We start from the raw sequence: 24,245 nt of genomic DNA on the forward strand, positions 1-24,245 counted from the left end.
TGGACTTGCCCCTATCAAACCGGACACCGGCACCCCGTTAAGTTGATGCCTCAGCCAAGCGCCTGAACTCTCGTGGTGAGCGGTAGTTCAATGCGCTGTGCGGATGTTCCTCGTTGTAATGCTCAAAGGCGATGGCCAGATTATGCAGGGCCGTCGCTCGATCAGGCTTGGGCATGTGGTGGATGTAGTCACGCTTCATGGTCTTCACGAAGCTCTCCGCCATGCCATTGCTCTGCGGGCTGCACACTGGGGTGGTCAGGGGCAGCAGGCCGATCTGTCGGGCAAAGGCTCGGGTCTGTTCGGCGGTATAAGCCGAGCCGTTATCGCTCAGCCATTGCACCGGCGATGCGGGCAGTTCGCCACCGAAGCGTTGTTCAACAGCTTCCAGCATCACGTCGCGGACATCGTCGCCGCTGTAGCCGTTTGGGCTGGCCACCCAGCTGATGGCTTCGCGATCACAGCAGTCCAGGGCGAAGGTCACACGCAGTTTGTCACCATCCTCGCAGCGGAACTCGAAGCCATCCGAACACCAGCGGGTGTTGCTCGTGTCCACCGCGACACGACCTTCGTGACGCCGTGCCACGCCCGGCTGTTTGCGCCGGCGCTCCAGCAACAGATCGTGGTCACGCATGACCCGGTAAATCCGCTTCACGTTGACCGGTGGCAGGGCCTGTTGCTCATGCTGTCGACGCAACAGCCCCCACACCCGCCGATAGCCATAGCTGGGCAACGTGCCGACTGCCTGCTTGATCTGTTCGACCAGGACTCCATCGTTGAGCGCCCGGCGCCGACGCGGCTGCGGCCCTGGAGCGGGCTGTTTGAGTCGAGCCGTCAATTGCGAGCGCGCTACACCGAGACTTTCACTGACCGCTTTCACTGGTCGTCCCCCGGCAACAAGGGTGAGTGCGCAAGCCATTTTCGCGAGCGAGCGATCTCCACCGCTTCCTTGAGGATCTCGGCCTCCATGGTCTTCTTGCCCAGCATCCGTTGCAGCTCGCGGATCTGTTTCAGCGCGTCGGCCAACTCAGAGGCCGGCACCACGGCCTCACCGGCACTGACCGCCGACAGGCTGCCGTCCTGATAGAGCTTGCGCCAGTGGAACAATTGGTTGGGATTGATGCCATTGCGCCGGGCCACCACCGAGACGCTTTGCCCGGGTTCGAAACTTTCGCGCACCATGGCCAGCTTCTCCTCGGCACTCCAACGGCGGCGCCGCTCCTGGCCGAGCACTTCGATGGTTTTGTCTTTGCTGGTAGTCATAAACACAGTCGTTTGCCTATCCCTTATGGTAAGGGGGAAACGGTGTCCTGTGTTTCAAGGGGCTCGCCCATGCCCTCACCCCAGCCCTCTCCCTGAAGAGGAGAGGGGGCGGTCCGTGCGGGCGATCTGGCAGGTGCAGAACCTACATTTCCCTCACCCCAACCCTCTCCCAGAGGGAGAGGGGGCTATCCGTGCGGGCCTTCGGGCTGATGCGCTCCCTGTGGGGGCGATTTCAATCGCTGAGCAGACCGCAGGTCTGCCTGATCAACGCCCAGCAAACCTGACATTTCCCTCGCCCCAACCCCGCCCTTCGCCCCAGAGGGAGAGGGAGCCATCCGTGCAAGCATCCCGCCTAGTGCATGCCTCACCTGTGGGAACGAATTCATTCGCGATGTCCTGTGGATAAAAAAAGCCGCCTTTCGGCGGCTCTCATGACTCCCTGTCAGCGACCTCCTGTCCAGGACTTCCCTGTCAACGCGAGGCCTGTCCTGGCCCCTGCAAGGCCGCGTCGATGAAACGCGGGTCCACCCATTCGCTCACCTGGAATCCCCGGCGGATCAGGCGTTCCTTGGCCGCCAGGTCCACACCCTGCTGAAGCAGGCCGATGAATTCGGCGTCCAGGCGCGGATCGAAGTACCGGCTGAAATTCTCCTGGGCCAGGTCGTTCCGAAGAATCGCCGGCGGGTAGCTGGACAGGCGCGATACCAGCTCCACGTAGGCATCCTTGTTGGCGTCGTCACGCAGCCAGCTCACCGCCTGCTGTTGGGCCTTTACCAGGCGACCCACCACATCCGGGTAATTTCGGATGAAGTCACCGGTGGCCACCAGCACAGCCTGGGTGCTACCGGCGCCGTCGAGGTCGCGGGAACTCAGCGGCAGTTCCGCGAGGCCGCGCTCGCGCAGGGCGATCAGGTTGGAGAGGCCCCAGGTCGCGTCGATCTGCTTGGCCGCCAGGGCCGCGCCGGCAGCATTGAAGTCGAGGTTGATCACTTTCAGGTCGCGCTCGCTGAGGCCCTGGCTGGCCAGGGCGCTGGCGAAGGACAGCTGGAGGGCAGTGCCACGGAACACGGCGACGCGTTTGCCCTTGAGGTCCTGCAGGGTCTTGATGCCGGAGCCCGGTACCACGCCGAGGTAACTCTTCACGCCACGGGTATTGGCGCTGACCACCCGGGTATCCAGGCCGTTGGCCTTGCCGACGATGGCCGCCAGGTCGCCGAGGTAGGCGAAGTCCACCTGGCCGTTGGCCAGGGCTTCGTTGATCACCGGGCCGGCGCCCTTGAAGAAGCGCCAGTCGATGCGGATACCGTCCTTGGCGAACTCCTGCTCGAAGAGCTTCCGCTCACGCAGGACGTCAACCACGCCGCCACCACTGTGCCCACTGCCGGCGCTGAGGTCGGGCACGGCGATGCGGATGGATTCGGGCTGGGCCGAGGTGGCCTGGGCGGCCAGCGGAAAGGCCCCGAGCAGACCGATCAGCAATGGAGAGGCAAAGGCTCCGAGGACATGGTTGAGCAGGGTTTTCATGCTGGCGCGCTCCTTGGCTGGCTGCCGCCGGCAATCACCGGCGCTGTGGAGCGGAAGCTAGGCGCGAGTTCATAGGCCAAACAAATATTAAAAATTCATTTTTTAGTAACTGAACGGCCTAAGCGAAGCGCGGCGCGGCCTGCGATGGGGCATGCAGCAAAGGCATAAAAAATATGAGCAGAAGGCATCGGCCGGCGCCTTCCCGGCGCTGAATCAGCGTGTTTTTATCCAAGTCAGTCATTAATTAACTTGTTTTTATTCCATAAACGAATAAATCAAGAACTACCGTTCGGGAGATGGAAATGAGCCGAACCCTGACCTGGGCGCCCGCTGCGCTTGCCCCACCGGGCTGGCTGCGCGGTCATGCCGATGCCCTTCTGCCCTGGCTGCTGCCCCTTGGCCTGGCCCTGCTCTGGGTGCTTGCGAGCCGCTTCCACTGGATGAGCGAGCAGATCCTGCCGGCGCCCGCACTGGTCTGGCAGAGCGCCGTGGAATTCGGCTCCGGCGAACTCTGGAGCCACCTGTGGATAAGCCTGCAGCGGCTGTTCTGGGGCCTACTGGCGGGTGTCGCCGGCGGCCTGTTGCTGGGCACCTGGCTGGGCGCTTCGAAACGCGCCGAGGCACTGGTGTATCCGACCTTCGTGGCCCTGGCGCAGATCCCCACACTGGCCTGGATTCCGCTGTTCATGCTGTTTTTCGGCATCGGCGAACTGCTCAAGCTGGTGGTGCTGATCAAGGCGGTCGTGGTCCCGGTAACCCTGCATACCCTGGTAGGCGTGCGCGATGCCCAGCCCAAGCTGCGCGAGGCCGCCGCGGTCCTGCGCCTGCCCCGGCACCTGCTGTTCCTGCGCCTGCTGTTGCCTGCCGCCCTGCCTGCCTTCCTCGCCGGCTTGCGCCTGGCCCTGGCCACCGGCTGGACCTCGCTGCTGGCGGTGGAGCTGCTGGCTTCCAGCGAAGGCCTGGGCTACCTGATGGTCTGGGGCCGCCAGCTGTTCATGCTCGATCTGGTGTTCCTCTGCATCCTGCTCATCGGCCTGGTCGGGGCGCTGATGGACCGCAGCTTTGGCGTAGTGGAACTGCACCTGCTGCATTGGCCGCAGCCAGCCACTGGCGAGCAGCGCCGGCGTCATGCCGCCAGTGGCTGGCGACGTCTGCAAGGCGCCCTGCTGCCCCTCGCGCTGCTGACAATCTGGCAAACCAGCAGCAGCCTCGGCTGGGTCGACCGCAACATCCTCGCCTCGCCGCTGGACGTGGCGCGCAGTCTGGCGGACGGCTTCAACGATGGCTCCCTGCCCCACGCCATGCAGCTCAGCCTGCAACGCACCCTGGCCGGTCTGGCCGTCGGCGGAGGCGCAGGTTTCCTGCTGGGCCTGCTGCTGGGACTCTCGGTCCGAGCCGAACGCCTGCTGGGGCCGAGCCTGTCGGCGCTGCGCCAGGTGGCCCTGTTCGCCTGGGTGCCGCTGCTCACCGCCTGGTTCGGCCTGGGCGAAGCGGCCAAGGTGGTGTTCGTCAGCCTGGCGGCCTTCTTCCCGCTGTTCATCGCCACCCAGCGCGGCATCGCCGGCCTGTCACCACAACTGGAGGAAGCCGCTCGTGCGCTGCGCCTGAACCTGGGCAAACGCCTGCTCCTGCTGGTGCTGCCCGGCGCGGCCCCGGCGATATTCGCTGGCCTGCGCCTGGCGCTGATCTATGCCTGGCTGGGCACCATCGGCGCCGAGTACTTCATGCCGTCCGATGGCGGCATCGCCAGCCTGATGCTCGGCGCGCAGCAGCTGTTCCGCATGGATCAGGTCATGGCCGCCATGGTGCTGGTAGGCCTGGTCGGCGCCCTGCTCGGCGCCCTCGGACAACGCATCGAAACGCGCGCGACGCGCTGGAGACACGCATGAATGCTTTCAATCCCTCGGCCCGGGAAGCGGCCAACCAGCCCCACGCCATTGCGCCCCTGGTCAGCTTCGATCGGGTGGGCAAGGTCTTCTCGGTCGATGGCCAGGCCTTCGAGGCCATCCAGGATTTCAGCCTGGCGATCAACGAGGGCGAGTTCATCGCCATCGTCGGCTCCAGCGGTTGCGGCAAGTCCACCCTGCTGCGCCTGCTGGTAGGACTGGACACGGAATTCAGCGGTGAAATCCGCGTAGACGGCGCGCCGGTCTCGGGCATTGGCGGCGAGCGCGGCATCGTGTTCCAGGAGCACCGGTTGTTCCCCTGGCTGACGGTGGCGCAGAACATCGGCCTGGGGCTGGTGAACGAGAAACTCACCCAGGGCGAGCGAGCCCGGCGAGTGCACGAGTTCGTACAACTGGTGGGACTGAAGGGGTTCGAGTCGGCCTACCCGCACCAGCTTTCCGGTGGCATGGCGCAGCGCGTGGCGATCGCTCGCGGTCTGGTGGCCAGTCCGCGCATCCTGTTGCTCGACGAGCCTTTCGGCGCCCTCGATGCGCTGACCCGCCAGCAATTGCAGGACGAGCTGCTGGCCATCCGCGAACGCTCCGGCATCACCACCCTGCTGGTCACCCACGATGCCGAGGAGGCCATCTACCTGGCCGACCGGGTGGTGGTCATGGCGCCGAGACCCGGGCGGATCAAGTCAGTGGTGGAGATCGGCCTGCCCCATCCACGGCAGCGCACGGGGGCGGATTTCCACAGGCTGCGGGAGCAATTGCTGCATCAGCTCACGGGGGATGGCGACTATCTGCCGCCGGTTCTGCAGCGGGTGGAGGGGGTGCGGCCGGAGTTCATTGCGCTCTGATCGGCGTCCCCTCGCGGAAACGTTGGGCTTCGCTGCGCTCTGCCCAACCTATGGAAAAGCGCATCGTTGATTGGGCCGATGGAGCCTCGCAATAACCGTAGGTTGCGGCTGAGCTACGCGAAGCCCAACGATTCCCCGCACCGCGTTGGGCTTCGCTGCACGATCAATCGGCGAGGACGATCTGGTCCTTCCCACTGCGCTTGGCCTGGTACATCGCGGCGTCGGCGCGGGCGTAAAGGCTGTCGAGGTTGCCGTCGTCGCGCAGGTTGGCCAGGCCCTGGCTGACGGTGATGCCGAAGCTCGTACCGTCGACGTTGAAGAGCAGGCGGTGCACTTCCCGTTGCAGGCGTTCGGCGATCTGCAACGCCAGGTCAGGCGGGCAGCCGGGCAGCAGCGCGGCGAATTCCTCGCCACCGATGCGGCCGAACAGGTCGCCCCGGCGCAGCGTGTTGGCGCCGCACTGGGCGATGCGCTGCAGCACCTGGTCGCCCATCTGGTGGCCGTGGGTGTCGTTGATCTTCTTGAAGTCATCGACGTCCAGCAGGATGAACGCCAACGGGCTGCCGAACTGCACGGAGTGCTCGAACTCGCGCTGGGCGCATTCGAAGAAGTGCCGACGGTTGCTGCTCATGGTCAGCACGTCGGTGGTGGCCAGGCGGTGCAGTTCACCTTCCAGCTGTTTCTTCTCGGTGATGTCTTCGGCAATGCCGACGACGATGGTCGGATGCCCTTGCCCGCCACGCTGGCTGATGAAGCACTTGTCGCTGATCCAGCGGAGCTGGCCGTCGGCGCGGATGATGCGGTACTCGCGCGCCTCGATGGCGCCCTTCTCCAGCACGTCGGCGAAGCTCTGCGCGGCGTACTCCAGGTCGTCCGGGTAGATGCAGTTGCGCCACTCGTTGTAGTCCGCCAGCAGCAGGGCTGCCGAGCGGCCGAACATGGTCTCGTAGGCGGGGCTGACGTAGATGATCCGCTGGGCCTCCCAGTCGAAGGCCCAGAGCACGGCATTCACGCTGCCCAACAGGCTGCTGTAGATGGTTTCGCGTTCGCGCAGCCGCTCCACCTCGCCACGGCTGTGAAGCAAGGCGAGGGTGAGTTTTTCCAGTTCGCTTGGAGATTCGAGGGACGTTTCCATTCGGCCACTACCTTAAAAGGACCTGCCTTTGACAGATTAGGCGGGCAAAAGTGCTCCCGGCGATAGAACCGACGGTCAGGCGTGGCTGGCATGACGGAAGGCGGCGAAGCGATTGAGCAACCGGTGCAGGGCGAACACCGCCACCAGGGTGAGGAACACCGCCACGCACACCGAACTCAGGCGGTAGGCGATGGAATAGACCACATCGTGCTGCGGCGTGAGGTACTGGCCGAAGACGATGGCCAGGGTGGTCAACGCGCCGAAGCCGATGCCCTGGGCGCCTTCCAGCACATGGATGCGGGCGCAGCAGAAGGCCGCCGTCCAGTACATCAGGGTCACCAGCGGCAGTACGTCGTAGTGGCTGTAGAGCACCAGTTGCAGCACCAGGCCGATGGCGCAGCCCAGCAGGGTGCCCATGGCGCGGATGCGCCCGGCGAAGCGGATGCCGTTCCAGTGCATGGGGAACAGCACCAGGATCGACGCCACCTGGGCCGACAGCGAGTCACGCAGGTCGAAGCTCTGGAACACCATGAACGACAGGGTAGCGATGGTGGCGCCGAGCACGGCCTCGTGACGCTGGCTAGGCAGGTCCTTGGCGGGCATCTGCCGGGGCGGGCGCGGCTCGGCGTCGGGGAAGAGGTAGAACATCAGCCAGGCGATCAGCACCGTCAGGCCGGCGGCCACCAGGTTGCTGGTGACCAGGTCGTAGAGGTGGGTATCCGGGTAGCTGGCGAAGTGCAGCTGGATGGACAGGAACACGCTGCCCAGTGCGCCGAACATGAACAGCGGCCCCTGGGCCATCAGACGGAAGCGCCAGAGGAACGCCAGGAAGGTCAGGGGCGCCATCAACTGCGGTCGGTCGCCGAACAGGCCGTAGATCAGCAGCACTTCGACGCTGACCACCACCGACTGCAAGAGGAACTGGCGGACGACGTGGGCGTTGATGCTCGGCGTGAGGCCCAGCAGAAGCATGGGATAGACGCAGAAGAACGAGCCGTTGTCCCAGCCCATCAGCTTGCAGATGAACAGCCCGAGGGTGCCGCCGCCGGCGAGGCGCAGGCACTGGCGCAGGTCGTTCTCGGTGAGGGCGGTCTTGCGGCTCATCAGTACACGTAGTGCAGGATGCTGATCACGGCGATCTGCAGGCGACCGAAGAGGTCCGCCAGGTGCGAGTCGCGCGGATAGAGCTGGACCGTCGCCTTGGCGCCGCTGGGCAGCGCGTGGGGCAAGGCTTCGGTGAGGCTGACGTGCAGGCGCTGGCGCTGGGCGTCGCGCACCCAGCGGTCGGAGATCGCCGGCGCGGCGAGGTCACCGTTGGCATCGAGCTGGCCTTCTTTCACGCCGGCATCGATGGCGCTGACCCTGGCCTGGAAGATGTGCCCGGGCAGGGCGTCGAATACCACCGAAGCGCCGTCGTCCAGGCGCACGTAGCGCAAGGCCTTCTCGCGAAAGTCGGCGCTGATGTCGGCATCATCCGCCACCAGGGCGGCCACCGGGTTGCCGGCATGCAGGAAGGCGCCGGGAGACAGCTGGAGGTTGCTCAGGGTGCCGGCGCGTTCGGCGCGCACTTCGCTGTATTGAAGTTGCAGACGAGCCTGCTCCAGGGCGTTGCGGGCCTGGCGCAGGCGCAGGTTGTCGTCACCGGCGGCGCCGCGCTGGGCCGACAGCTCGCGAATTCGCGCACCGGCGGCAGCCAGCTTGGCCTGGGCGGCCTCGCGCTGGGCTTCGGTCTGCTCGAATAGCTGGCGCGACACGTGCTGGCTCTGCACCAAGGCGACCGAGGCGCGCGGCCTCACGCTGCAGCTCGGTGGCCGAAGCCTGGGCGGCGGTCTGGTCGGCGCGGGCCGCGGCAATGGCGGCGTCGAGCTGGCGGTTGTCCTGCCCGGCCTGCTCCAGCGCCAGCTCGGCGGCGCTTACGGCAAGGCGGAAGGGTTCGGGGTCGAGGCGGAACAGCAGCTGACCGGCCTCGACGTGCTGGTTATTGGCGACGGCGACATCCAGGACCTGGCCGTCCACGCGTGGAGCGATGCGCAGCACCGGGCGGGTCAGCTGCGCCTGGGGCGTGATGGGCATCCACAGGTCCGCCGCCAGGAAGTAGGCGAACAGCAGGACGAACAGGACGATGGCCGCCTGGACCCGACGGGCGAATCTTTGATCCGGAGTCATGCGTACCTCGAAGGGGCCCGCAGCGAAGGCGGGCGGGAAGACGGGAACGGCAAGACCTCGGCCTTCGCCGCTCTGGGGAGCCAGTATATTTATCTGGGAATCGTGGATAATCTCGCGATTGCGAGAAGCTGCCTTACACGAGGGGTAACAATGGACACGCTCCACAGCATGCGGGTTTTCGTCCGGGTGATAGACACCGGCAGCTTCACCGCCGCCGCCCAGGCCATGGACCTGTCCACCGCCCAGGTGTCTCGCCTGGTGTCGGAGCTGGAGCAGCAGCTCCAGGCCCGTCTGCTGCATCGCACCACCCGCCGCCTGGCGCTGACCGAAGTGGGCGAACGCTACCTGCAGCGCTGCCGGCAGATCCTCGGCGAAGTGGACGAAGCCGCCGCCGAGGCGCGCGGCGCCCACCTCAAGCCCCACGGCCGTCTGCGCGTTCACACCATGACCGGCCTCGGCCTGCAGCACCTCACTCCGTTGGTGGCGCGCTACTCCGAGCTCTATCCGGAAGTGGTGGTGGAGCTGACCCTGTCCCAGCGAACCCCCGACCTGCTGGAAGATGGCCACGACGTCATCATCACCTTCGCCCGCGAGCTGCCCGACTCGCAGATGGTGGCCCAGGTGCTGGGGCCGATGTTCAGCGTGCTCTGCGCCGCGCCCGGTTACCTGAAGAAGCACGGCGTCCCCATCGGCCCGACGGACCTCCAGCATCACCGCTACCTGCGCCTGCTCGACCCGCTCTATGAGGACAGCTGGGTGTTCAACGGCGAGCAGGGCGAATTCAACGTGCTGCCCGCCGAGAGCTTCCAGGTGAACGTCGCCGAGTCCCTGGCCAAGGCCGCCCAGGCCGGCATGGGCATCTGCCTGCTGCCCTCCTTCGTCGCCTGCCCGCCCATGCGCGAGGGCAAGCTGCTGCGGCTGCTGCCGGAGCACCGCCTGCGTGAGCGCAACATCTATGCGATCTACCCGTCGCGGCGCTTCCTCGACGCCAAGATCAAGACCTGGGTGGAATTCCTCAAGGCCGAGCTGCCCCCGTTGCTGACCCAGGACGAGGCCCTGCTGGAAGATCCGAAGCACTGGGCGATCAACTCCAAATTGTTGCGTCGCGAGAAATAGTTCTTCACTGAAACCGCTATTTTTCCCCTGCAGGGGCCTCCCTAAGATGGCGCCATGTTTCGCAAGGAACCATCTGAGAGGCTCCAAGTTATGCAACGTAATGCGATTTTTGCCGCCGCTTTCGCCGTATTTACCCTGTTTTTCTCGCAACTGACCCTGGCCGAAGAATCCGCTTCCTTTGTTGCACGCAATGCAGCGCTGGCCGAACAGCGCGCTGACGCCCAGCAGAAAGCCATCGCCAAGCAAGGCGCCGATCAGCAGACGCAGTCCGAAGCCCACCAGGACAGCTGATCCCCGCCCCTCCCTGTTCTCCACCTCCTGACGTTGATGCGTGACAGCTCCTTTATCGACGTCCTGTTCAGGCCGCTCATGATGAGCGGCCTTTTTTTGCCTGCAGGAAATGGCGGGGTGGAGCGACCTGGGGCAGCTGCGCTGCCCTTGGCGATTGAAATTGCCCCTACAGAAAGCGCGAGCCCTTCCTGCAGCACCGAAGCAGATCGGAACCCCGCCTTGTGGGGGCGAATTCATTCGCTAACCGGACCGCAGGTTCGGCCTGCAATGCCCATCGCGATTGAAATCGCCCCCACCGGGAAAGCGAGCCCTTCCTGCAGCACCGCGGCAGTTCGGAGCCCCGCCTTGTAGGGGCGAATTCATTCGCCAACCGAGCCATCGGTTCGGCCTGCAATGCCTCTCGCGATTGAAATCGCTCCCACAGAAAAAGCCCCTCGCCGGCCCCAGAAAGCAAAAAGGCCGGCATCTCTGCCGGCCTTCTTGTGGGCACTTCCGTTGTCAGGCTGCTGTGGCCGGACGCAGGGAGTAGGTCTTCAGCTGTTCGGCGAAGTCGCGCAGGGACTGGATGCCGCTGGCCTCGGCCTCGTGCACCCACTGCTTCATGGCTTCGAGCATCTCGTGGCCATTGGCGCTGGTCTTGACCCAGATCTGCTGAAGCGCCAGGCGCTTCTCGTAGATCACCTTGAGGGCCTGGCTCTGCTCCAGCATGGCGGCAATGCGCGCCTGGTGGCCTTCGTCGAGCAGGCTGGTCTCGCGGGAGAGCAGGCGCTTGGCACGGCGGAACAGGTGGCGGACGGACTCGTCGGCCTTGGCCAGTTCCTGCTTCACCAGCGGGCCGATCACCAGCTTGCGGTACTGGGCCATGATCTGGAAACGGTTATTGAGGATGGCCATGGCGGTATCCATGTCCATGCTGCCCTTGCCTTCGACGCGATGGGCGATGGGCGCCACGCGCTGCACCTTGGCCAGGCCAAGGAAGCTGAACAGCTTGATCCAGGCCCAACCCATGTCGAACTCCCACTTCTTCACCGAGAGCTTGGCGGAGTTCGGATAGGTGTGATGGTTGTTGTGCAGTTCTTCGCCGCCGATGAGGATGCCCCAGGGCACCAGGTTGGTGGCAGCGTCGCGGCATTCGAAGTTGCGGTAGCCGATGGCATGGCCCAGGCCATTGATCACACCGGCGGCCCAGACGGGAATCCAGGCCATCTGCACGGCCCAGATGGTGATGCCGCCAGCGCCGAACAGCGCCAGGTCGATCAGTGCCATCAGGGTCACGCCGCCAATCGGGTAGCGGCTGTAGACATTGCGCTCCATCCAGTCATCCGGGCAGTTCTTGCCGTAGATGCGCAGGGTCTCTTCGTTCTTGGCCTCTTCCGCGTACAGCTCGGCGCCCGTGCGCAGGACGGTCCACAGGCCCTTGACCACCGGGCTGTGAGGATCGTCGACGGTTTCGCACTTGGCGTGGTGCTTGCGGTGGATGGCGGTCCACTCGCGGGTGTTCATGGCGGTGGTCATCCACAGCCAGAAGCGGAAGAAATGCTTGAGCGCCGGATGCAGCTCCAGCGAACGGTGCGCCGAGTAGCGGTGCAGATAGACGGTGACGCTGACGATGGTGATGTGGGTCATCACCAGGGTGACCGCCACCAGCTGCCACAGCGACAGGTCAAGAAAACCGTTGTACCACATGGATGGTGTTGCCTCGGGTGAAGTGAATCGGGGCTTTATTGCGCGAATCTGGCTCGGATTATCACAAAGCCCCCGGAGAAAACCATCCTGTCTTTTAGATAGAAGCCCCCCGGTCGTCGGTTGCTTCTATAATGCGCACCCCGTGTGTGACCCCAGCCAGGAAGGCCGCGCCCATGCGTTCCAAATTCAGCGCCCTGAAACTGGTGCTCCCCTACACCATTCTCGCCAGCCTCTGGGTGCTGTTCAGCGACCGCATCCTGCTTGCCCTGGTGAACGACCCGGAGCATCTGGCCGAGCTACAGACCGCCAAGGGGCTGCTCTTCGTGCTGGTCACCAGTGTGCTGCTGTTCGCCCTGGCCTGCCTGCAGCTGCGCCACCTGAAGGACTACCTGGACGCCCGCCGTGCCCACGAGAGCAGCCTGCGCCAGGCCGCCGCGGTTTTCGACAGTACCCAGGAAGGCGTGCTGGTCACTGATGCCGAAAGCCGCATCGTCCACGTCAACCGCGCCTTCGCCCGCATCACCGGCTTCGAGGAAGCCGAAGTGCTCGGCAAGAACCCGCGAATTTTCAGTTCCGGGCGCCACACCCCAGCCTTCTACCAGGCCATGTGGCATGCGCTGACAAACCGCTATGAGTGGAGCGGCGAGGTCTGGAACCGGCGCAAGAATGGCGAGATCTACCCGTTGTGGCAGAACCTCCGCGCCATCCACGACGAGGACGGCCAGCTCACCCATTACGTGGCGGTGTTCTCCGACATCAGTGCGATCAAACGTTCCCAGCACGAACTGGACTTCCTCGCCCACCACGACCCGCTGACCAACCTGCCCAACCGGCTGCTGTTCACCGAGCGCGTCGAGCAGGTGCTGGAGCGCACCCGCCGCGAGAAGCAGCACGGCGCGGTACTGCTGCTGGACCTGGACCACTTCAAGCACATCAACGAAAGCCTTGGCCACTCCCAGGGCGACCTGCTGCTGAAGATGGTCGGCGTGCGCCTGCAGGGCCTGCTGGAAGGCGGCATGACCCTGGCCCGCCTGGGCGGGGACGAGTTCGGCGTGCTTTGGGACAACTGCCCCCAGGCCAACCAGGCGGCGGAACTGGCCGAGCGCATCCGCGCCGATCTGTCGACGCCCTTCCGCCTGGGCGGCCACGATCTGTTCATCAGCACCAGCCTCGGCATCAGCCTGTTCCCGGATGACGACGCCAACGTCGAGCAGGTGATGCGCAACGCCGACTCGGCGCTGTTCAAGGCCAAGAGCTCGGGCCGCGACTCCTATGCCTTCTACAGCCAGGAGCTGACCGAGCAGGCGCGCCAGCGCATCGAGCTGGTCAGCGCCCTGCGCCTGGCGCTGGAACGGGACGAAATGCGAGTTCACTACCAGCCCATCCAGTGCCTGGCCGACGGCCGCCTGATCGGTTTCGAGGCGCTGGTGCGATGGGAGCACCCCGCGCGCGGCCTGGTACCGCCCGGCGAATTCCTGCCGATAGCCGAGGAGAGCGGGCTGATCGGCAGCATCGACATCTGGGTGCTGGAACAGGCCTGCCGGCAGATGCAGCGCTGGCTGGAACAGGGCCATGCGCTGTCCTTCATGGCAGTGAATCTGTCCTGCCGGCTATTCCGCCGCGCCGAGCTGGATGGCGAAGTGGCGCGCGTGCTGGCCGCCACCGGCCTGGACCCGAAACACCTGGAGCTGGAAATCACCGAAAGCGCGGTGATGGAAGACCCGGACACTGCCGAGGCCCTGCTCACCCGACTGCGCGATCTGGGCGTACGCCTGGCCATCGACGACTTCGGGACGGGCTATTCCTCGCTCCAGCGCCTCAAGCGCCTGCCGGTTCACAAGCTGAAGATCGACCAGAGCTTCATCCGAGGCCTGCCTGAGGACCAGAACGATATCGCCATCGCCAGCGCGGTCACCGCGCTGGGCCACAGCCTGGGCCTGAGTGTGCTGGCCGAAGGCATCGAGGCCGACGCCCAGGCCGGTTTCCTCCGCAATCTGGGTTGCGATTACGGCCAGGGCTACCTGTTCAGCCGCCCACTGCCGGTGGGCGAAGTGGAGCGCCTCTGGCCAACCGCTTGAGGGTGGCGACACCAGCCGCCCCCACCACCGCAGGCGCGCCGATCTGCTCGTCTGAGCCGAATCTATTTCTGGTTATATAAAAATTCTTAAATAGTATTTTTAAGAATATTAGGAGCCTGATTAAGATTCGCTCCACGCCACGCGGAACACCTTCCTGACCCACGCCGCGGGCCCCATTTCTAGGAGCACGATAATGAGCGCAACTCTTCGTAGCGTGGAAGGCCAGGACGAGGCCAGCATCCTGCGTGAAATCCAGGCCGCCCTGCATGGCCTGCGTTTCGGCTCGGTGGAAATCACCGTGCACAACGGCCAGGTGGTGCAGATCGAGCGCAAGGAAAAATTCCGTCTGCAGCAACCCAACCAGCGCAACCACTGATCCACCAGATTCCATTCAAGCCTCGCGAGGCTTGAGGCCCGACCGGACGGCCGGAGGGCGTTTCGACGAACACACAACAACCAGCCCTAGCCAACACCTAAAAAAATTCCAGTTTCCAGGAGCTTGATATGTCGATTCGCCGCTTCGCCCTCGCCGCCCTCGCCAGCGCCCTGATCGCCGGCCCGGCTGCCGCCGCCACCGAACTGCTCAACGTGTCCTACGACCCGACTCGCGAGCTCTACCAGGAATACAACGCTGCCTTTGCCAAACACTGGAAGGCTGAAGGCGGCGACGACGTGAAAATCCAGCAATCCCACGGTGGCTCCGGCAAGCAGGCCCGTGCCGTGATCGACGGCCTGAAGGCCGACGTGGTGACCCTGGCCCTGGCCGGCGACATCGACGAGCTGCAGAAGCTCGGCAAGCTGATCCCGGCAGACTGGCAGGCGCGCCTGCCGCAGAACAGCACCCCCTACACCTCGACCATCGTGTTCCTGGTACGCAAGGGCAACCCCAAGGGCATCAAGGACTGGGGCGACCTGACCAAGGAAGGCGTTGAAGTCATCACCCCGAACCCGAAAACCTCCGGCGGTGCGCGCTGGAACTTCCTGGCCGCCTGGGCCTGGGCCAAGAAGCAATACGGTAGCGACGCCAAGGCACAGGAATACGTGAAGGAGCTGTACAAGCACGTACCGGTTCTGGACACCGGCGCCCGTGGCTCGACCATCACCTTCGTCAACAACCAGATCGGCGACGTGCTGCTGGCCTGGGAAAACGAAGCCTTCCTGGCACTGAAAGAACAAGGCGGCGAGAACTTCGAGATCATCGCGCCGAGCCTGTCGATCCTGGCCGAGCCGCCGGTATCGGTGGTCGACAAGAACGTCGACAAGAAGGGCACCCGCAAGGTCGCCGAAGCCTACCTGCAGTACCTGTACAGCGAGGAAGGCCAGCGCATCGCGGCGAAGAACTTCTACCGTCCGCGTAACGACAAAGTCGCGGCCGAGTTCGCCAAGCAATTCCCGAAACTGGACCTCGTGACCGTGGACAAGGACTTCAACGGCTGGAAAGAAGCCCAACCCAAGTTCTTCAACGACGGCGGCATCTTCGACCAGATCTACCAGGCGCAGTAACGATGATGGGTTTCGCAAGCTCTACCCATCCTACGAGACCCGTTCCGTAGGATGGGTAGAGCGGAGCGAAACCCATCGAAAAGCGCTCCAGGGAGGGAGCAAAACCAGGCCTGATCCACGGATCGGGCCTGTTTGCTGGAAGCGGCTCGACGGGGTCGGTTCCGGAAAACCAAGCGTTCCAACGCAGAGTAAGGACAGAACATGTCACGACGCATCTCCCCGGTCATACCCGGCTTCGGGCTGACCCTGGGATACACCCTGGTGTATCTCAGCCTGCTGGTCCTGATTCCCCTGGGTGCCCTGTTCCTCAAGACGACGCAACTGAGCTGGGATCAGTTCTGGACCATCATCAGCGCCCCCCGCGTGATCGCCGCCCTCAAGCTCAGTTTCGGCACCGCCCTGGCCGCCGCCGTGATCAACGGCATCATCGGCACGCTGCTGGCCTGGGTCCTGGTGCGTTACGACTTCTTCGGCCGCAAGGTCATCGACGCCATGGTCGACCTGCCCTTCGCGCTGCCCACCGCGGTCGCCGGTATCGCCCTCACCGCCCTCTATGCGCCCGCCGGCCTGGTGGGCCAGTTCGCTACCGACCTCGGTTTCAAGATCGCCTACACCCCGCTCGGCATTACCCTGGCGCTGACCTTCGTCACCCTGCCCTTCGTGGTGCGGACGGTGCAGCCGGTACTGGCCGACATCCCCCGCGAAGTGGAAGAAGCCGCCGCCTGCCTCGGCGCCAAGCCGCTGCAGATTTTCCGCCACGTGCTCGTGCCAGCCCTGCTGCCAGCCTGGCTGACCGGCTTCGCGCTGGCCTTTGCCCGTGGCGTGGGCGAGTACGGCTCGGTGATCTTCATTGCCGGCAACATGCCGATGAAGACCGAAATCCTGCCGCTGCTGATCATGGTCAAGCTGGACCAGTACGACTACACGGGCGCCACCGCCATCGGCGTGCTGATGCTGGTTGTCGCCTTCGTCCTGCTGCTGCTGATCAACCTGCTGCAACGCCGCATCGAGACCCCGTGAGGAGAACGCCATGAGTTCCGCAAGCCTGACCGCCGCGTCCTCCGCCAACGCCGCCCGCCGGGGCAGCGCACTGGGTCGCCGTCTTCTGATCGCCTCCGCCTGGGTGGCCTTTGCTGTCTTCCTCCTGTTGCCACTGCTGGTGGTCTTGAGCGAGGCGCTGAAGGAAGGCCTGGGTACCTTCTTCACCGCCATCTTCGAGCCGGACGCCCTCTCCGCGCTGAAACTGACGCTGATCGCCGTGTTCATCTCGGTGCCGCTCAACCTGGTGTTCGGCGTCGCCGCCGCCTGGTGCGTGAGCAAGTACGAGTTCCGCGGCAAGAGCCTGCTGGTCACCCTGATCGACCTGCCGTTCTCGGTGTCGCCGGTCATCGCCGGTCTGATCTACGTGCTGCTGTTCGGCGCCCAGGGTTACTTCGGTGAATGGCTGCAGGACCGCGACATCCAGATCATCTTCGCCGTGCCCGGCATCGTCCTGGCAACCATCTTCGTGACCTTCCCCTTCGTCGCCCGTGAACTGATCCCGCTGATGCAGGAACAGGGCACCCAGGAGGAAGAAGCCGCACGCCTGCTGGGCGCCAACGGCTGGCAGATGTTCTGGCACGTGACCCTGCCGAACATCAAATGGGGCCTGATCTACGGCGTGGTGCTCTGCACCGCGCGGGCGATGGGCGAGTTCGGCGCCGTGTCGGTGGTGTCCGGCCACATTCGCGGCGTCACCAACACCCTGCCGCTGCATGTCGAGATCCTCTACAACGAGTACAACCACGTCGCCGCCTTCAGCGTCGCCAGCCTGCTGCTGGTGCTCGCCCTGTGCATCCTTCTGCTCAAGCAGTGGAGCGAGTCGCGCCTGTCCCGTCTCAAGTCGAATGCTGATGAGGAGTAACCACCGTGAGCATTGAAATCCGCAACGTCAGCAAGAACTTCAACGCCTTCAAGGCCCTCAACCAGATCAACCTGGACATCCACAGCGGCGAACTGGTGGCGCTGCTCGGCCCGTCCGGCTGCGGCAAGACCACCCTGCTGCGGATCATCGCCGGCCTGGAAACCCCGGACGTGGGCAGCATCGTGTTCCACGGCGAGGACGTCTCCCAGCACGACGTGCGCGATCGCAACGTCGGCTTCGTGTTCCAGCACTACGCCCTGTTCCGCCACATGACGGTGTTCGACAACGTCGCCTTCGGCCTGCGCATGAAGCCCAAGCGCGAGCGCCCGAGCGAGAAGCAGATCGCCGAGAAGGTCCATGAACTGCTGAACATGGTGCAGCTGGACTGGCTCGCCGACCGCTACCCCGAGCAGCTCTCCGGCGGCCAGCGCCAGCGCATCGCCCTGGCCCGCGCCCTGGCGGTGGAGCCGAAGATCCTGCTGCTCGACGAACCCTTCGGCGCACTCGACGCCAAGGTGCGCAAGGAGCTGCGCCGCTGGCTGGCGCGCCTGCACGAGGAGATCAACCTGACCTCCGTGTTCGTGACCCACGACCAGGAAGAAGCCATGGAAGTGGCCGACCGCATCGTGGTGATGAACAAGGGCGTGATCGAGCAGATCGGTGCGCCAGGCGAGGTCTACGAGAACCCGGCGAGCGACTTCGTCTACCACTTCCTTGGCGACTCCAACCGCCTGCACCTGGGCGACAACCAGCACCTGCTGTTCCGTCCCCATGAAGTCTCGCTCTCGCGTTCCGAAGTGGCCGAACACCGCGCCGCCGAAGTCCGCGACATCCGCCCGCTGGGCGCCATCACCCGGGTGACCCTGAAGGTGGACGGCCAGGACGAACTGATCGAGGCCGAAGTGGTGAAGGACCACGACAGCCTGATCGGCCTGGTGCGTGGCGAGACGCTGTTCTTCAAGCCGAAGGCCTGGCAGAAGGCGGCGGGGTTCTAATCCCTCCCCTGTAGGTTGGGCTGAGCGAAGCGAAGCCCAACGCAAAGGAGCCCACTCCCGAACGGTGTTGGGCTTTGCTCTGCACCAACCTACGTAGCAATCCTGCATTCCACACTTCACTCCACCCCGAATCATCCCGCCGCCCGCGCGGGAACAATGGCCACGAACTCACTGGCGCACCAACATGCGCCCCACACAAGGAGTGAAATCGTGGCCGATTCCCTGATTGCCTACCTGCCCCTGATAGCCGCCACCTTCCTGCTCGCCGGCACCGTGAAAGGTGTCGTCGGCCTGGGCCTGCCGACCATCTCCGTCGGCTTGCTCGGTCTGGTGATGCCGCCCATGCAGGCCGCCGCCCTGCTGATCGTGCCGTCCATGGTCACCAACATTTGGCAGCTCGCCGCCGGCAGCAGTCCGCTGGCCATGCTGCGACGCCTGTGGCCAATGCTCGCCGGTATCTTCGTCGGCACCTGGGCCATGGCCTGGGTGGTGAATGCCGCCGACCTGCCCGGCGCGACCTCGATCCTCGGCATCGCCCTGGTGGTCTACGCGGCGCTCGGACTGGCATCGGTGCGCTTCGCCGTGGCGCCGGCCAATGAAGGCTGGCTGGGGCCGGTGATCGGTGCGGTGACTGGCGCCCTGACGGCGCTGACCGGGGTTTTCGTGATTCCGGCGGTGCCTTACCTGCAGGCCATCGGCCTGGAGAAGGATGAGCTGGTGCAGGCCCTGGGGCTGTCCTTCAGCGCCTCCACCATTGCCCTGGCGGTGAGCCTCGGCCACAGCGGCGAGCTGCTGCAACCGGCGGTGCTGGGCGCTTCCCTGCTGGCCCTGGTGCCCGCCTTGCTGGGCATGGCCGGCGGCCAGTGGCTGCGCAAACGCATCAGTGCCGAACGCTTCCGCCGCTGGTTCTTCATCGGCCTGCTGCTGCTAGGCAGCGACCTGGCCCTGCGCGGCCTGCTCTGAAAACAAGGCGCCGGCCAAGGCCGGCGCCAACAGACATCACGCGCTCATCACTTGGCAGCGACGCAGGCCGAAGAACTCCAGTTCGGCGAGCACCCCCACCGCCACGGCCTGGCCGATCACGAAGACCTTGCCCAGCAGGGTCGGCTCCACCCAGCCGAGGGCCAGCAATGAGAGGCTGTCCACCACCCACACGGCGTTGATCGCCAGTACTGCCCAGATCCAGCCGCGCTGCACGGTGGCGCGGTTGGCCAGCCAGCCAAGGGCCAGGGCGAAGGGCAGCAAGCCGATACCCGCGCCCAATAGCAGCGCGCGGGGCAGGCCCAGCAGTTCCTCCAGCGGGCCGGCGGCCAGCGCCAGCAACAGACCCATGGCGCCGCTGGCCAGGGCATCGGCTTGCAGGGCGCGGCGCAGCAGGCGGGACATGTCGAGATGAGTCATGGTGGTTCTCCTGTCGATGAGGCGCCGGGCTGGCGCTTGGCGACAGATTTGCGCGATCGCCGCAGCGGGTCGATTACCTGCCAGGTAATGGCCGGCATTCCCCGGCTGGACTATCGTCGGAGCCATGAACGCACACACCCACCCCGTCGGCGCCCTGTTGCGCCAATGGCGTCAGCGACGCCGCCTGAGCCAGCTCGACCTCGCCTGCGACGCAGAGATTTCCACGCGCCACCTGAGCTTCGTCGAGAACGGCCGCGCCCACCCCAGCCGCGAGATGCTGCTGCACCTGGCCGAGCAACTGGAGATTCCGCTGCGCGAGCGCAATCGCCTGCTGACCGCGGCTGGCTACGCACCGCTGTATCCCCAGCGCGACCTGGCCGACCCGGCGCTCGCCGGCGCCCGCGCAGCAGTCGATCAGTTGCTCAAGGCCCACGAGCCCAACCCTGCACTGGCGGTCGACCGGCACTGGAACCTGTTGGCGGCCAACGGCGCCGTCGCGCCACTGTTGTCGGGCGTGGCCCCGGCACTGCTGGCGCCGCCGCTCAATGTGCTGCGCGTATCCCTTCATCCACAGGGTCTGGCGCCGCACATCGTCAATCTCGGCCAATGGCGGGCGCACCTGCTGGAACGCCTGCGCCGGGATATCGAGGTCAGCGGCGATCCACAACTGCAGAACCTGTTCGATGAGCTCAGCGGCTACCCCGCCCCGCCTCCGCCGGACGGCCTGCCCAGCGACGCGGTGCTGGTGCCATTGCAGCTGCGTACGCCCCTGGGGGTGATCAGCTTCATCAGCACCATCACCGTGTTCGGCACCCCGGTGGACGTCACCCTGGCCGAACTGGGGCTGGAAACCCTGTTTCCCGCCGACCCGGCGAGTGCCGAGTTGTTACGCAGGCTGCTGGCGGGCGCCTGAAAAAACTCGACTCACCCACAACAAATCGTTCTTTCGGGTAGTAGCCTCGGGATCACAGCCCAGTAAGCTGTGCCGGCACCTTTCACGACTCCTCAGAACAACAAGAACAGGAGCACCCGCCATGATCCGCAAGGTTCTGCTGTACCCGCTATTCAGCCTTCTCCTGGGCATCGCAATGCCCATCCTCGCCGCCGAACTCCCGCCTCTGGAGCTGGTACAGGTCCATGCCAGCCGTGCCACGGCCAGCCTGCTGCTGTTTCGGGGTGAGGGATTCCAGGACATCCATGCCGAGCGGATGCGTACCGACCTCAAGGCCCTGGACGCCGATTACCAGCGCATCGCCACGCCAAGCGAAGACTTGCGCAAGGCACACGACGCCTTTGTTGCCCAACTCGAACAGGGCGTTTCCTACGGCCACAACGAAGAAGACGTGCCGTGGCGCTATCCCCAGGAGCTGGCCAAGGCATTGCGCGATTTCCTCATCGCCGCCCGCTCACAGGCTGGCATTGGCGGGGCCGATGAACTCCCCGCCAAGGTGGAATATCTCAACGTCCAGTACCTGAGCCGGGCCTATATCGGCACCTTCGAGATTGCCCGCGAGAACGGCGACACCTACATCGGCCAGGACGAACGCCGCCTGCTGCCGGCCATCGATGAGCAATTGGCGCCGCTGGACGAAAAAGCCGACCCGGCGCTGGCCAAGCTGAAGACTCGCTGGGGTTTCCTGAGGACGGCACTGAGCGATCTGAACAGCCAGAGCAACACGCTGGTCAGCGCCTCCGGCCGGCCCTACGCGCCCATGATGGTGGACCGCCAAGCACGGTCGATGAGTGGGCAGTTGCTGGCGTTGGGCGCCCTCTCCCCCGCTCCCTGAAACTCGTTTGCTCGCCAGAAGCACGAACTCTGTAGGGTGGGCTTTAGCCCACGCTGACCCGCGACGGTGGGCTGAAGCGGAACGCCGCCCGGCCCACCCTACGAGCTGCATTCCTGGCCGTAGGCGCGAGTCCCCCCTCTCCCTCTGGGAGAGGGGCCGGGGGTGAGGGAAGTCGGATATCCCTCCATACATCAAACCGCCGCCTTCTTCTCCCGAATACAGGTCGGACCCGCACGTTCTTCCACGGCATGCTCGACTTCCTTGCGCAGCCCCAGCAGGAAGCCCAGTTCGGCCACCACGAACAGCGGCCCGATGATCAGCCCGGTGAGGTCGTCGACGAAGGCCGGCTTGCGGCCCTCGTAATAGTGACCGACGAACTGGATGATCCAGCCCACCACGAACAGCCCCAGCCCGGCGCCGAGCCAGGTGGCGGTGTCCTGGACGGCGAGGGCCGCGCCGATCCACAGGCTCACTGTCAGCAGCACGGCCATTACCAGGCCGTAACGCAGATCGAGGCGGAAGTAATAGAGCGCCGACACCAGGCTAACCAACGCCGTCGGCGACAACCAGAGGCCGAAGGCTTCTGTCCCCGGACGGGACAGCAGCACGGCAACGGCGACGACGATCAGCGGAATGCCGACGAAATGGGTGGCGATGTTGCGGCGGTCGCGGTGGTACTCGGCGTACTGGCCAAGTTGGTCGATGAGGGTTTTCATTGTTGTGTCCTCAGGTTTGCAGGCAGTTGCGCCGATAATGGCGTCATGCCCCAGGCAACCTCTGTCAGCTAGCCGACAAAGCCCATGATCGAATTCAAGCACCATCGCGACCTCCTGCTGACCGGCCAATGGTTCAGCCTGTTGCCCGCCGCCCTGCAGGACGAGCTCCTGGCCATGGCTCAGTTGCGCCGGCTGGAACCTGGCCAGCGCCTGTTCCGCCGGGGCGATCCGCCCTGTGGGCTCTATGCGGTGCTGGAAGGGGCAATTCGCGTCGGCAGCATCAGCGAAAGTGGCAAGGAGGCGTTGCTGGTGCTGGTGGAGCCGCCCCACTGGTTCGGCGAAATCTCCCTGTTCGACGGTCAGCCACGAACCCACGATGCCTTCGCCGACGGCCAGGTGACCCTGCTCCACCTGCCCCAGGCGCCGCTGCTGGCCCTGCTCGATCGACAGCCTTCGCACTGGCGCGACTTCGCCCTGCTGATGAGCCAGAAATTGCGCCTGGCGTTCATCGCCCTGGAGGAAATGAGCCTGCTGCCAGCACCCCAGCGCCTGGCGCGGCGGCTGCTGATGATCGCCGAGGGGTATGGCGGCCTGACGGTGCGCCGGCGCTCGATCCACCTTGCCCAGGAGCAACTGGCGTTGATGCTGTCGATCTCCCGCCAGACCACCAACCAGATCCTCAAGGAACTGGAGGCACAGGGTGCGTTGCGCCTGAATTACGGGGAGATCGAGATTCTCGATCCGGACCTGCTCAAGCGCGCCGCACAGGGCAAGCCGTAGGGCGGTTGATGCTCTATCGATCCACACTCCGCCTGTTGGGTTTCGCTGCGCTCTACCCAACCTACAAATCGGGAAAGTAGGTTGGGTAGAGGAACGAAACCCAACGATCAGCGCGGCAAACCATCCCGATACTGGCTCGGGCTCTGCCCGGTCCAGCGCTTGAAGGCGCGGCTGAAGCTGCTGGTGTCGGCGAAACCGAGCAGGTAGGCGATCTCGCTGATGGAGCAGCGCGGGTCGCGCATGTGGACCAGCGCCAGCGCCTGGCGAGTGTCGCCGAGCAGTTGTTCGTAGCTGCAGCCTTCGTCCGCCAGATGGCGTTGCAGGCTGCGCAGGCTGAGGTGCAGGGAGTGGGCGATGCGCTCGGCAGAAGGCTCGCCATTGGGCAACTGGGCCTCCAGGCAGGCCCGTACCTTGCGCGACCAGGTGGGCTGCTGAAGCTGCTCCAGGGTGCGCTTGAGCACCGCCTCGTTGTGTTCGGCCAGTTCCGCATTGGCATCGTCCAGCGGCCGCTCGAAATCCTCGGCGGCGAACTCCAGCAGGTTTTCCTCGGCACCGAAGACCAGCGGCGCGCGGAACACCTGGTGCCAGGGCTGCGGGTCCGCCGGCTCCTGCCGCCGCAGGTGCACGGCCAGCGGCGCGTAGTCGCGGCCAATGCGGTTGCGGCAGGTGCGCACATAGATCGCGGCGAAGGCATCCACTGCCTCCGGCGCCGGCTCGAATCCATCTTCACGCACCCGCAGGCGGAACAGGTACCGGTCGCCCTGGCGGCTGAGCTCCAGCTCCAGCGCGTCGCTGACCACCTGGTGATAACGCACGACGCGCTCGAACACTTCCCGCAGGCTGGCGCTGGCCACCAGCGCGTAGCCCAGGGCGTGGAAGGTGGTGGGGCTGACGTAGGTGGAAATCTTCAGGCCGAGCGCCGGGTCGCCACTGGCCTCTACTGCCAGTTGCCAGAGCCGGGTGGTAGCAGACAAGGGATAGCGTGCGTTGGGGTCGTCCATCAGCGCCGGGTCGAGCTGCGCCTGCCGGCACAGGTCGGCGCTGTCGAGGCCAAGCGCGTCCAGCTGCTTGCGCAGGGCTCGGGTCCAGCTGGCGAGGGTGGTGGGTTCGCTCATGCAGGTTGGCGTTTCCGGTCAACAGGTTGGCGTGCTCGGT

The 24,245-nt window shown here is 65.1% G+C and carries 21 protein-coding genes and 2 pseudogenes; 14 read left to right on the top strand and 9 right to left on the bottom strand.

The genetic code is table 11. From position 1 onward, the window contains the following. Nucleotides 1–37: 37 nt before the first annotated feature. A protein-coding gene (locus E8F06_RS03935) for an IS3 family transposase (RefSeq protein ID WP_280360116.1) occupies nt 38–1,260 on the bottom strand; the annotation gives its coding sequence in 2 pieces (ribosomal slippage) (nt 38–915 and nt 915–1,260; 1,224 coding nt in all). 471 nt (nt 1,261–1,731) lie between these two features. Beyond that, nucleotides 1,732–2,784: an aliphatic sulfonate ABC transporter substrate-binding protein gene (locus E8F06_RS03940; protein ID WP_280364437.1), complete on the bottom strand. Its 1,053-nt coding sequence runs from the start codon at nt 2,782–2,784 to the stop codon at nt 1,732–1,734. A gap of 368 nt (nt 2,785–3,152) precedes the next feature. Here E8F06_RS03940 and E8F06_RS03945 point away from each other — a divergent pair. Continuing rightward, nucleotides 3,153–4,673, top strand: a pseudogene (locus E8F06_RS03945) (ABC transporter permease); the annotation flags it as partial. Next, on the top strand, nt 4,670–5,533 hold the full coding sequence (locus E8F06_RS03950) for an ABC transporter ATP-binding protein (RefSeq protein ID WP_280364440.1): 864 nt from the start codon (nt 4,670–4,672) through the stop codon (nt 5,531–5,533). The pseudogene E8F06_RS03945 and the gene E8F06_RS03950, both read left to right, overlap by 4 nt. 163 nt (nt 5,534–5,696) lie before the next feature. Here the strand turns inward: E8F06_RS03950 and E8F06_RS03955 are convergent, their stop codons facing one another. The 3 genes and pseudogenes from E8F06_RS03955 to E8F06_RS29330 all read right to left on the bottom strand — a co-directional run bounded on the left by E8F06_RS03955 (nt 5,697) and on the right by E8F06_RS29330 (nt 8,834). Continuing rightward, entirely contained in the window at nt 5,697–6,668 is a 972-nt protein-coding gene (locus E8F06_RS03955; RefSeq protein WP_280364442.1) for a sensor domain-containing diguanylate cyclase, read from the bottom strand. 75 nt (nt 6,669–6,743) lie between these two features. After that, nucleotides 6,744–7,772, bottom strand: a complete 1,029-nt coding sequence (locus E8F06_RS03960; protein ID WP_280364444.1) for a DUF2955 domain-containing protein — start codon at nt 7,770–7,772, stop codon at nt 6,744–6,746. After that, nucleotides 7,772–8,834: pseudogene (locus E8F06_RS29330) on the bottom strand (HlyD family secretion protein). The gene E8F06_RS03960 and the pseudogene E8F06_RS29330 overlap by 1 nt, the downstream one beginning before the upstream one ends. Nucleotides 8,835–8,984: 150 nt before the next feature. Between E8F06_RS29330 and E8F06_RS03975 the strand changes: the two are divergent. After that, on the top strand, nt 8,985–9,950 hold the full coding sequence (locus E8F06_RS03975; protein ID WP_280364450.1) for a LysR family transcriptional regulator: 966 nt from the start codon (nt 8,985–8,987) through the stop codon (nt 9,948–9,950). 54 nt (nt 9,951–10,004) lie between these two features. Further along, nucleotides 10,005–10,241, top strand: coding sequence for a hypothetical protein (locus E8F06_RS03980; RefSeq protein WP_280364452.1), 237 nt, complete (start codon nt 10,005–10,007; stop codon nt 10,239–10,241). 498 nt (nt 10,242–10,739) lie between these two features. Here the strand turns inward: E8F06_RS03980 and desA are convergent, their stop codons facing one another. After that, the gene (gene desA, locus E8F06_RS03985) at nt 10,740–11,927 is read right to left on the bottom strand and encodes a delta-9 fatty acid desaturase DesA (protein ID WP_280364454.1); all 1,188 of its coding nucleotides are present in this window, start codon (nt 11,925–11,927) and stop codon (nt 10,740–10,742) included. A 173-nt stretch (nt 11,928–12,100) separates the two neighbouring features. Here desA and dibA point away from each other — a divergent pair, with 173 nt between their 5' ends. The 7 genes from dibA (at nt 12,101) to E8F06_RS04020 (ending at nt 19,369) form a co-directional block, all read left to right on the top strand. After that, the gene (gene dibA, locus E8F06_RS03990) at nt 12,101–14,005 is read left to right on the top strand and encodes a phosphodiesterase DibA (RefSeq protein WP_280364457.1); all 1,905 of its coding nucleotides are present in this window, start codon (nt 12,101–12,103) and stop codon (nt 14,003–14,005) included. A 193-nt stretch (nt 14,006–14,198) separates the two neighbouring features. Further along, a complete protein-coding gene (gene oscA, locus E8F06_RS03995; RefSeq protein ID WP_151131208.1) occupies nt 14,199–14,381 on the top strand; it encodes a sulfur starvation response protein OscA in 183 nt (60 codons plus the stop codon). Between the two features lie 128 nt (nt 14,382–14,509). Then, nucleotides 14,510–15,508 carry a sulfate ABC transporter substrate-binding protein gene (locus E8F06_RS04000; protein WP_280364460.1) on the top strand — a complete coding sequence of 333 codons (999 nt, stop codon included), beginning with the start codon at nt 14,510–14,512 and terminating at the stop codon, nt 15,506–15,508. Nucleotides 15,509–15,709: 201 nt separating this feature from the next. Beyond that, nucleotides 15,710–16,528: a sulfate ABC transporter permease subunit CysT gene (gene cysT / locus E8F06_RS04005; protein ID WP_280364463.1), complete on the top strand. Its 819-nt coding sequence runs from the start codon at nt 15,710–15,712 to the stop codon at nt 16,526–16,528. A gap of 10 nt (nt 16,529–16,538) precedes the next feature. Continuing rightward, nucleotides 16,539–17,411, top strand: a complete 873-nt coding sequence (cysW, locus tag E8F06_RS04010) for a sulfate ABC transporter permease subunit CysW (protein ID WP_280364465.1) — start codon at nt 16,539–16,541, stop codon at nt 17,409–17,411. A 5-nt stretch (nt 17,412–17,416) separates the two neighbouring features. Further along, nucleotides 17,417–18,406 (top strand): sulfate ABC transporter ATP-binding protein, encoded by a 990-nt coding sequence (locus E8F06_RS04015; RefSeq protein ID WP_280364468.1) that lies wholly within the window; start codon nt 17,417–17,419, stop codon nt 18,404–18,406. Between the two features lie 222 nt (nt 18,407–18,628). Continuing rightward, nucleotides 18,629–19,369, top strand: a complete 741-nt coding sequence (locus E8F06_RS04020) for a sulfite exporter TauE/SafE family protein (protein WP_280364519.1) — start codon at nt 18,629–18,631, stop codon at nt 19,367–19,369. A 36-nt stretch (nt 19,370–19,405) separates the two neighbouring features. Here E8F06_RS04020 and E8F06_RS04025 read toward each other — a convergent pair whose 3' ends face one another. Beyond that, nucleotides 19,406–19,807: a hypothetical protein gene (locus E8F06_RS04025; RefSeq protein WP_280364470.1), complete on the bottom strand. Its 402-nt coding sequence runs from the start codon at nt 19,805–19,807 to the stop codon at nt 19,406–19,408. Between the two features lie 124 nt (nt 19,808–19,931). Between E8F06_RS04025 and E8F06_RS04030 the strand changes: the two genes are divergently transcribed. Further along, complete coding sequence (locus tag E8F06_RS04030) at nt 19,932–20,720, top strand: helix-turn-helix domain-containing protein (protein WP_280364474.1); 789 nt, start codon at nt 19,932–19,934, stop codon at nt 20,718–20,720. Nucleotides 20,721–20,841: 121 nt separating this feature from the next. Beyond that, a complete protein-coding gene (locus E8F06_RS04035; protein ID WP_280364477.1) occupies nt 20,842–21,594 on the top strand; it encodes a hypothetical protein in 753 nt (250 codons plus the stop codon). Between the two features lie 191 nt (nt 21,595–21,785). Here the strand turns inward: E8F06_RS04035 and E8F06_RS04040 are convergent, their stop codons facing one another. Next, nucleotides 21,786–22,310: an Mpo1-like protein gene (locus tag E8F06_RS04040; RefSeq protein ID WP_280364479.1), complete on the bottom strand. Its 525-nt coding sequence runs from the start codon at nt 22,308–22,310 to the stop codon at nt 21,786–21,788. Nucleotides 22,311–22,394: 84 nt separating this feature from the next. On the opposite strand from E8F06_RS04040, the gene E8F06_RS04045 reads away from it, so the two are divergent. Further along, nucleotides 22,395–23,090 carry a Crp/Fnr family transcriptional regulator gene (locus tag E8F06_RS04045; protein ID WP_280364481.1) on the top strand — a complete coding sequence of 232 codons (696 nt, stop codon included), beginning with the start codon at nt 22,395–22,397 and terminating at the stop codon, nt 23,088–23,090. A 107-nt stretch (nt 23,091–23,197) separates the two neighbouring features. Here E8F06_RS04045 and E8F06_RS04050 read toward each other — a convergent pair whose 3' ends face one another. Continuing rightward, nucleotides 23,198–24,205, bottom strand: coding sequence for an AraC family transcriptional regulator (locus E8F06_RS04050; RefSeq protein ID WP_280364484.1), 1,008 nt, complete (start codon nt 24,203–24,205; stop codon nt 23,198–23,200). Nucleotides 24,206–24,245: the final 40 nt, after the last annotated feature.

This window comes from Pseudomonas sp. BN411, from assembly GCF_029871235.1.
Classification (GTDB): Bacteria; Pseudomonadota; Gammaproteobacteria; order Pseudomonadales; family Pseudomonadaceae; genus Metapseudomonas.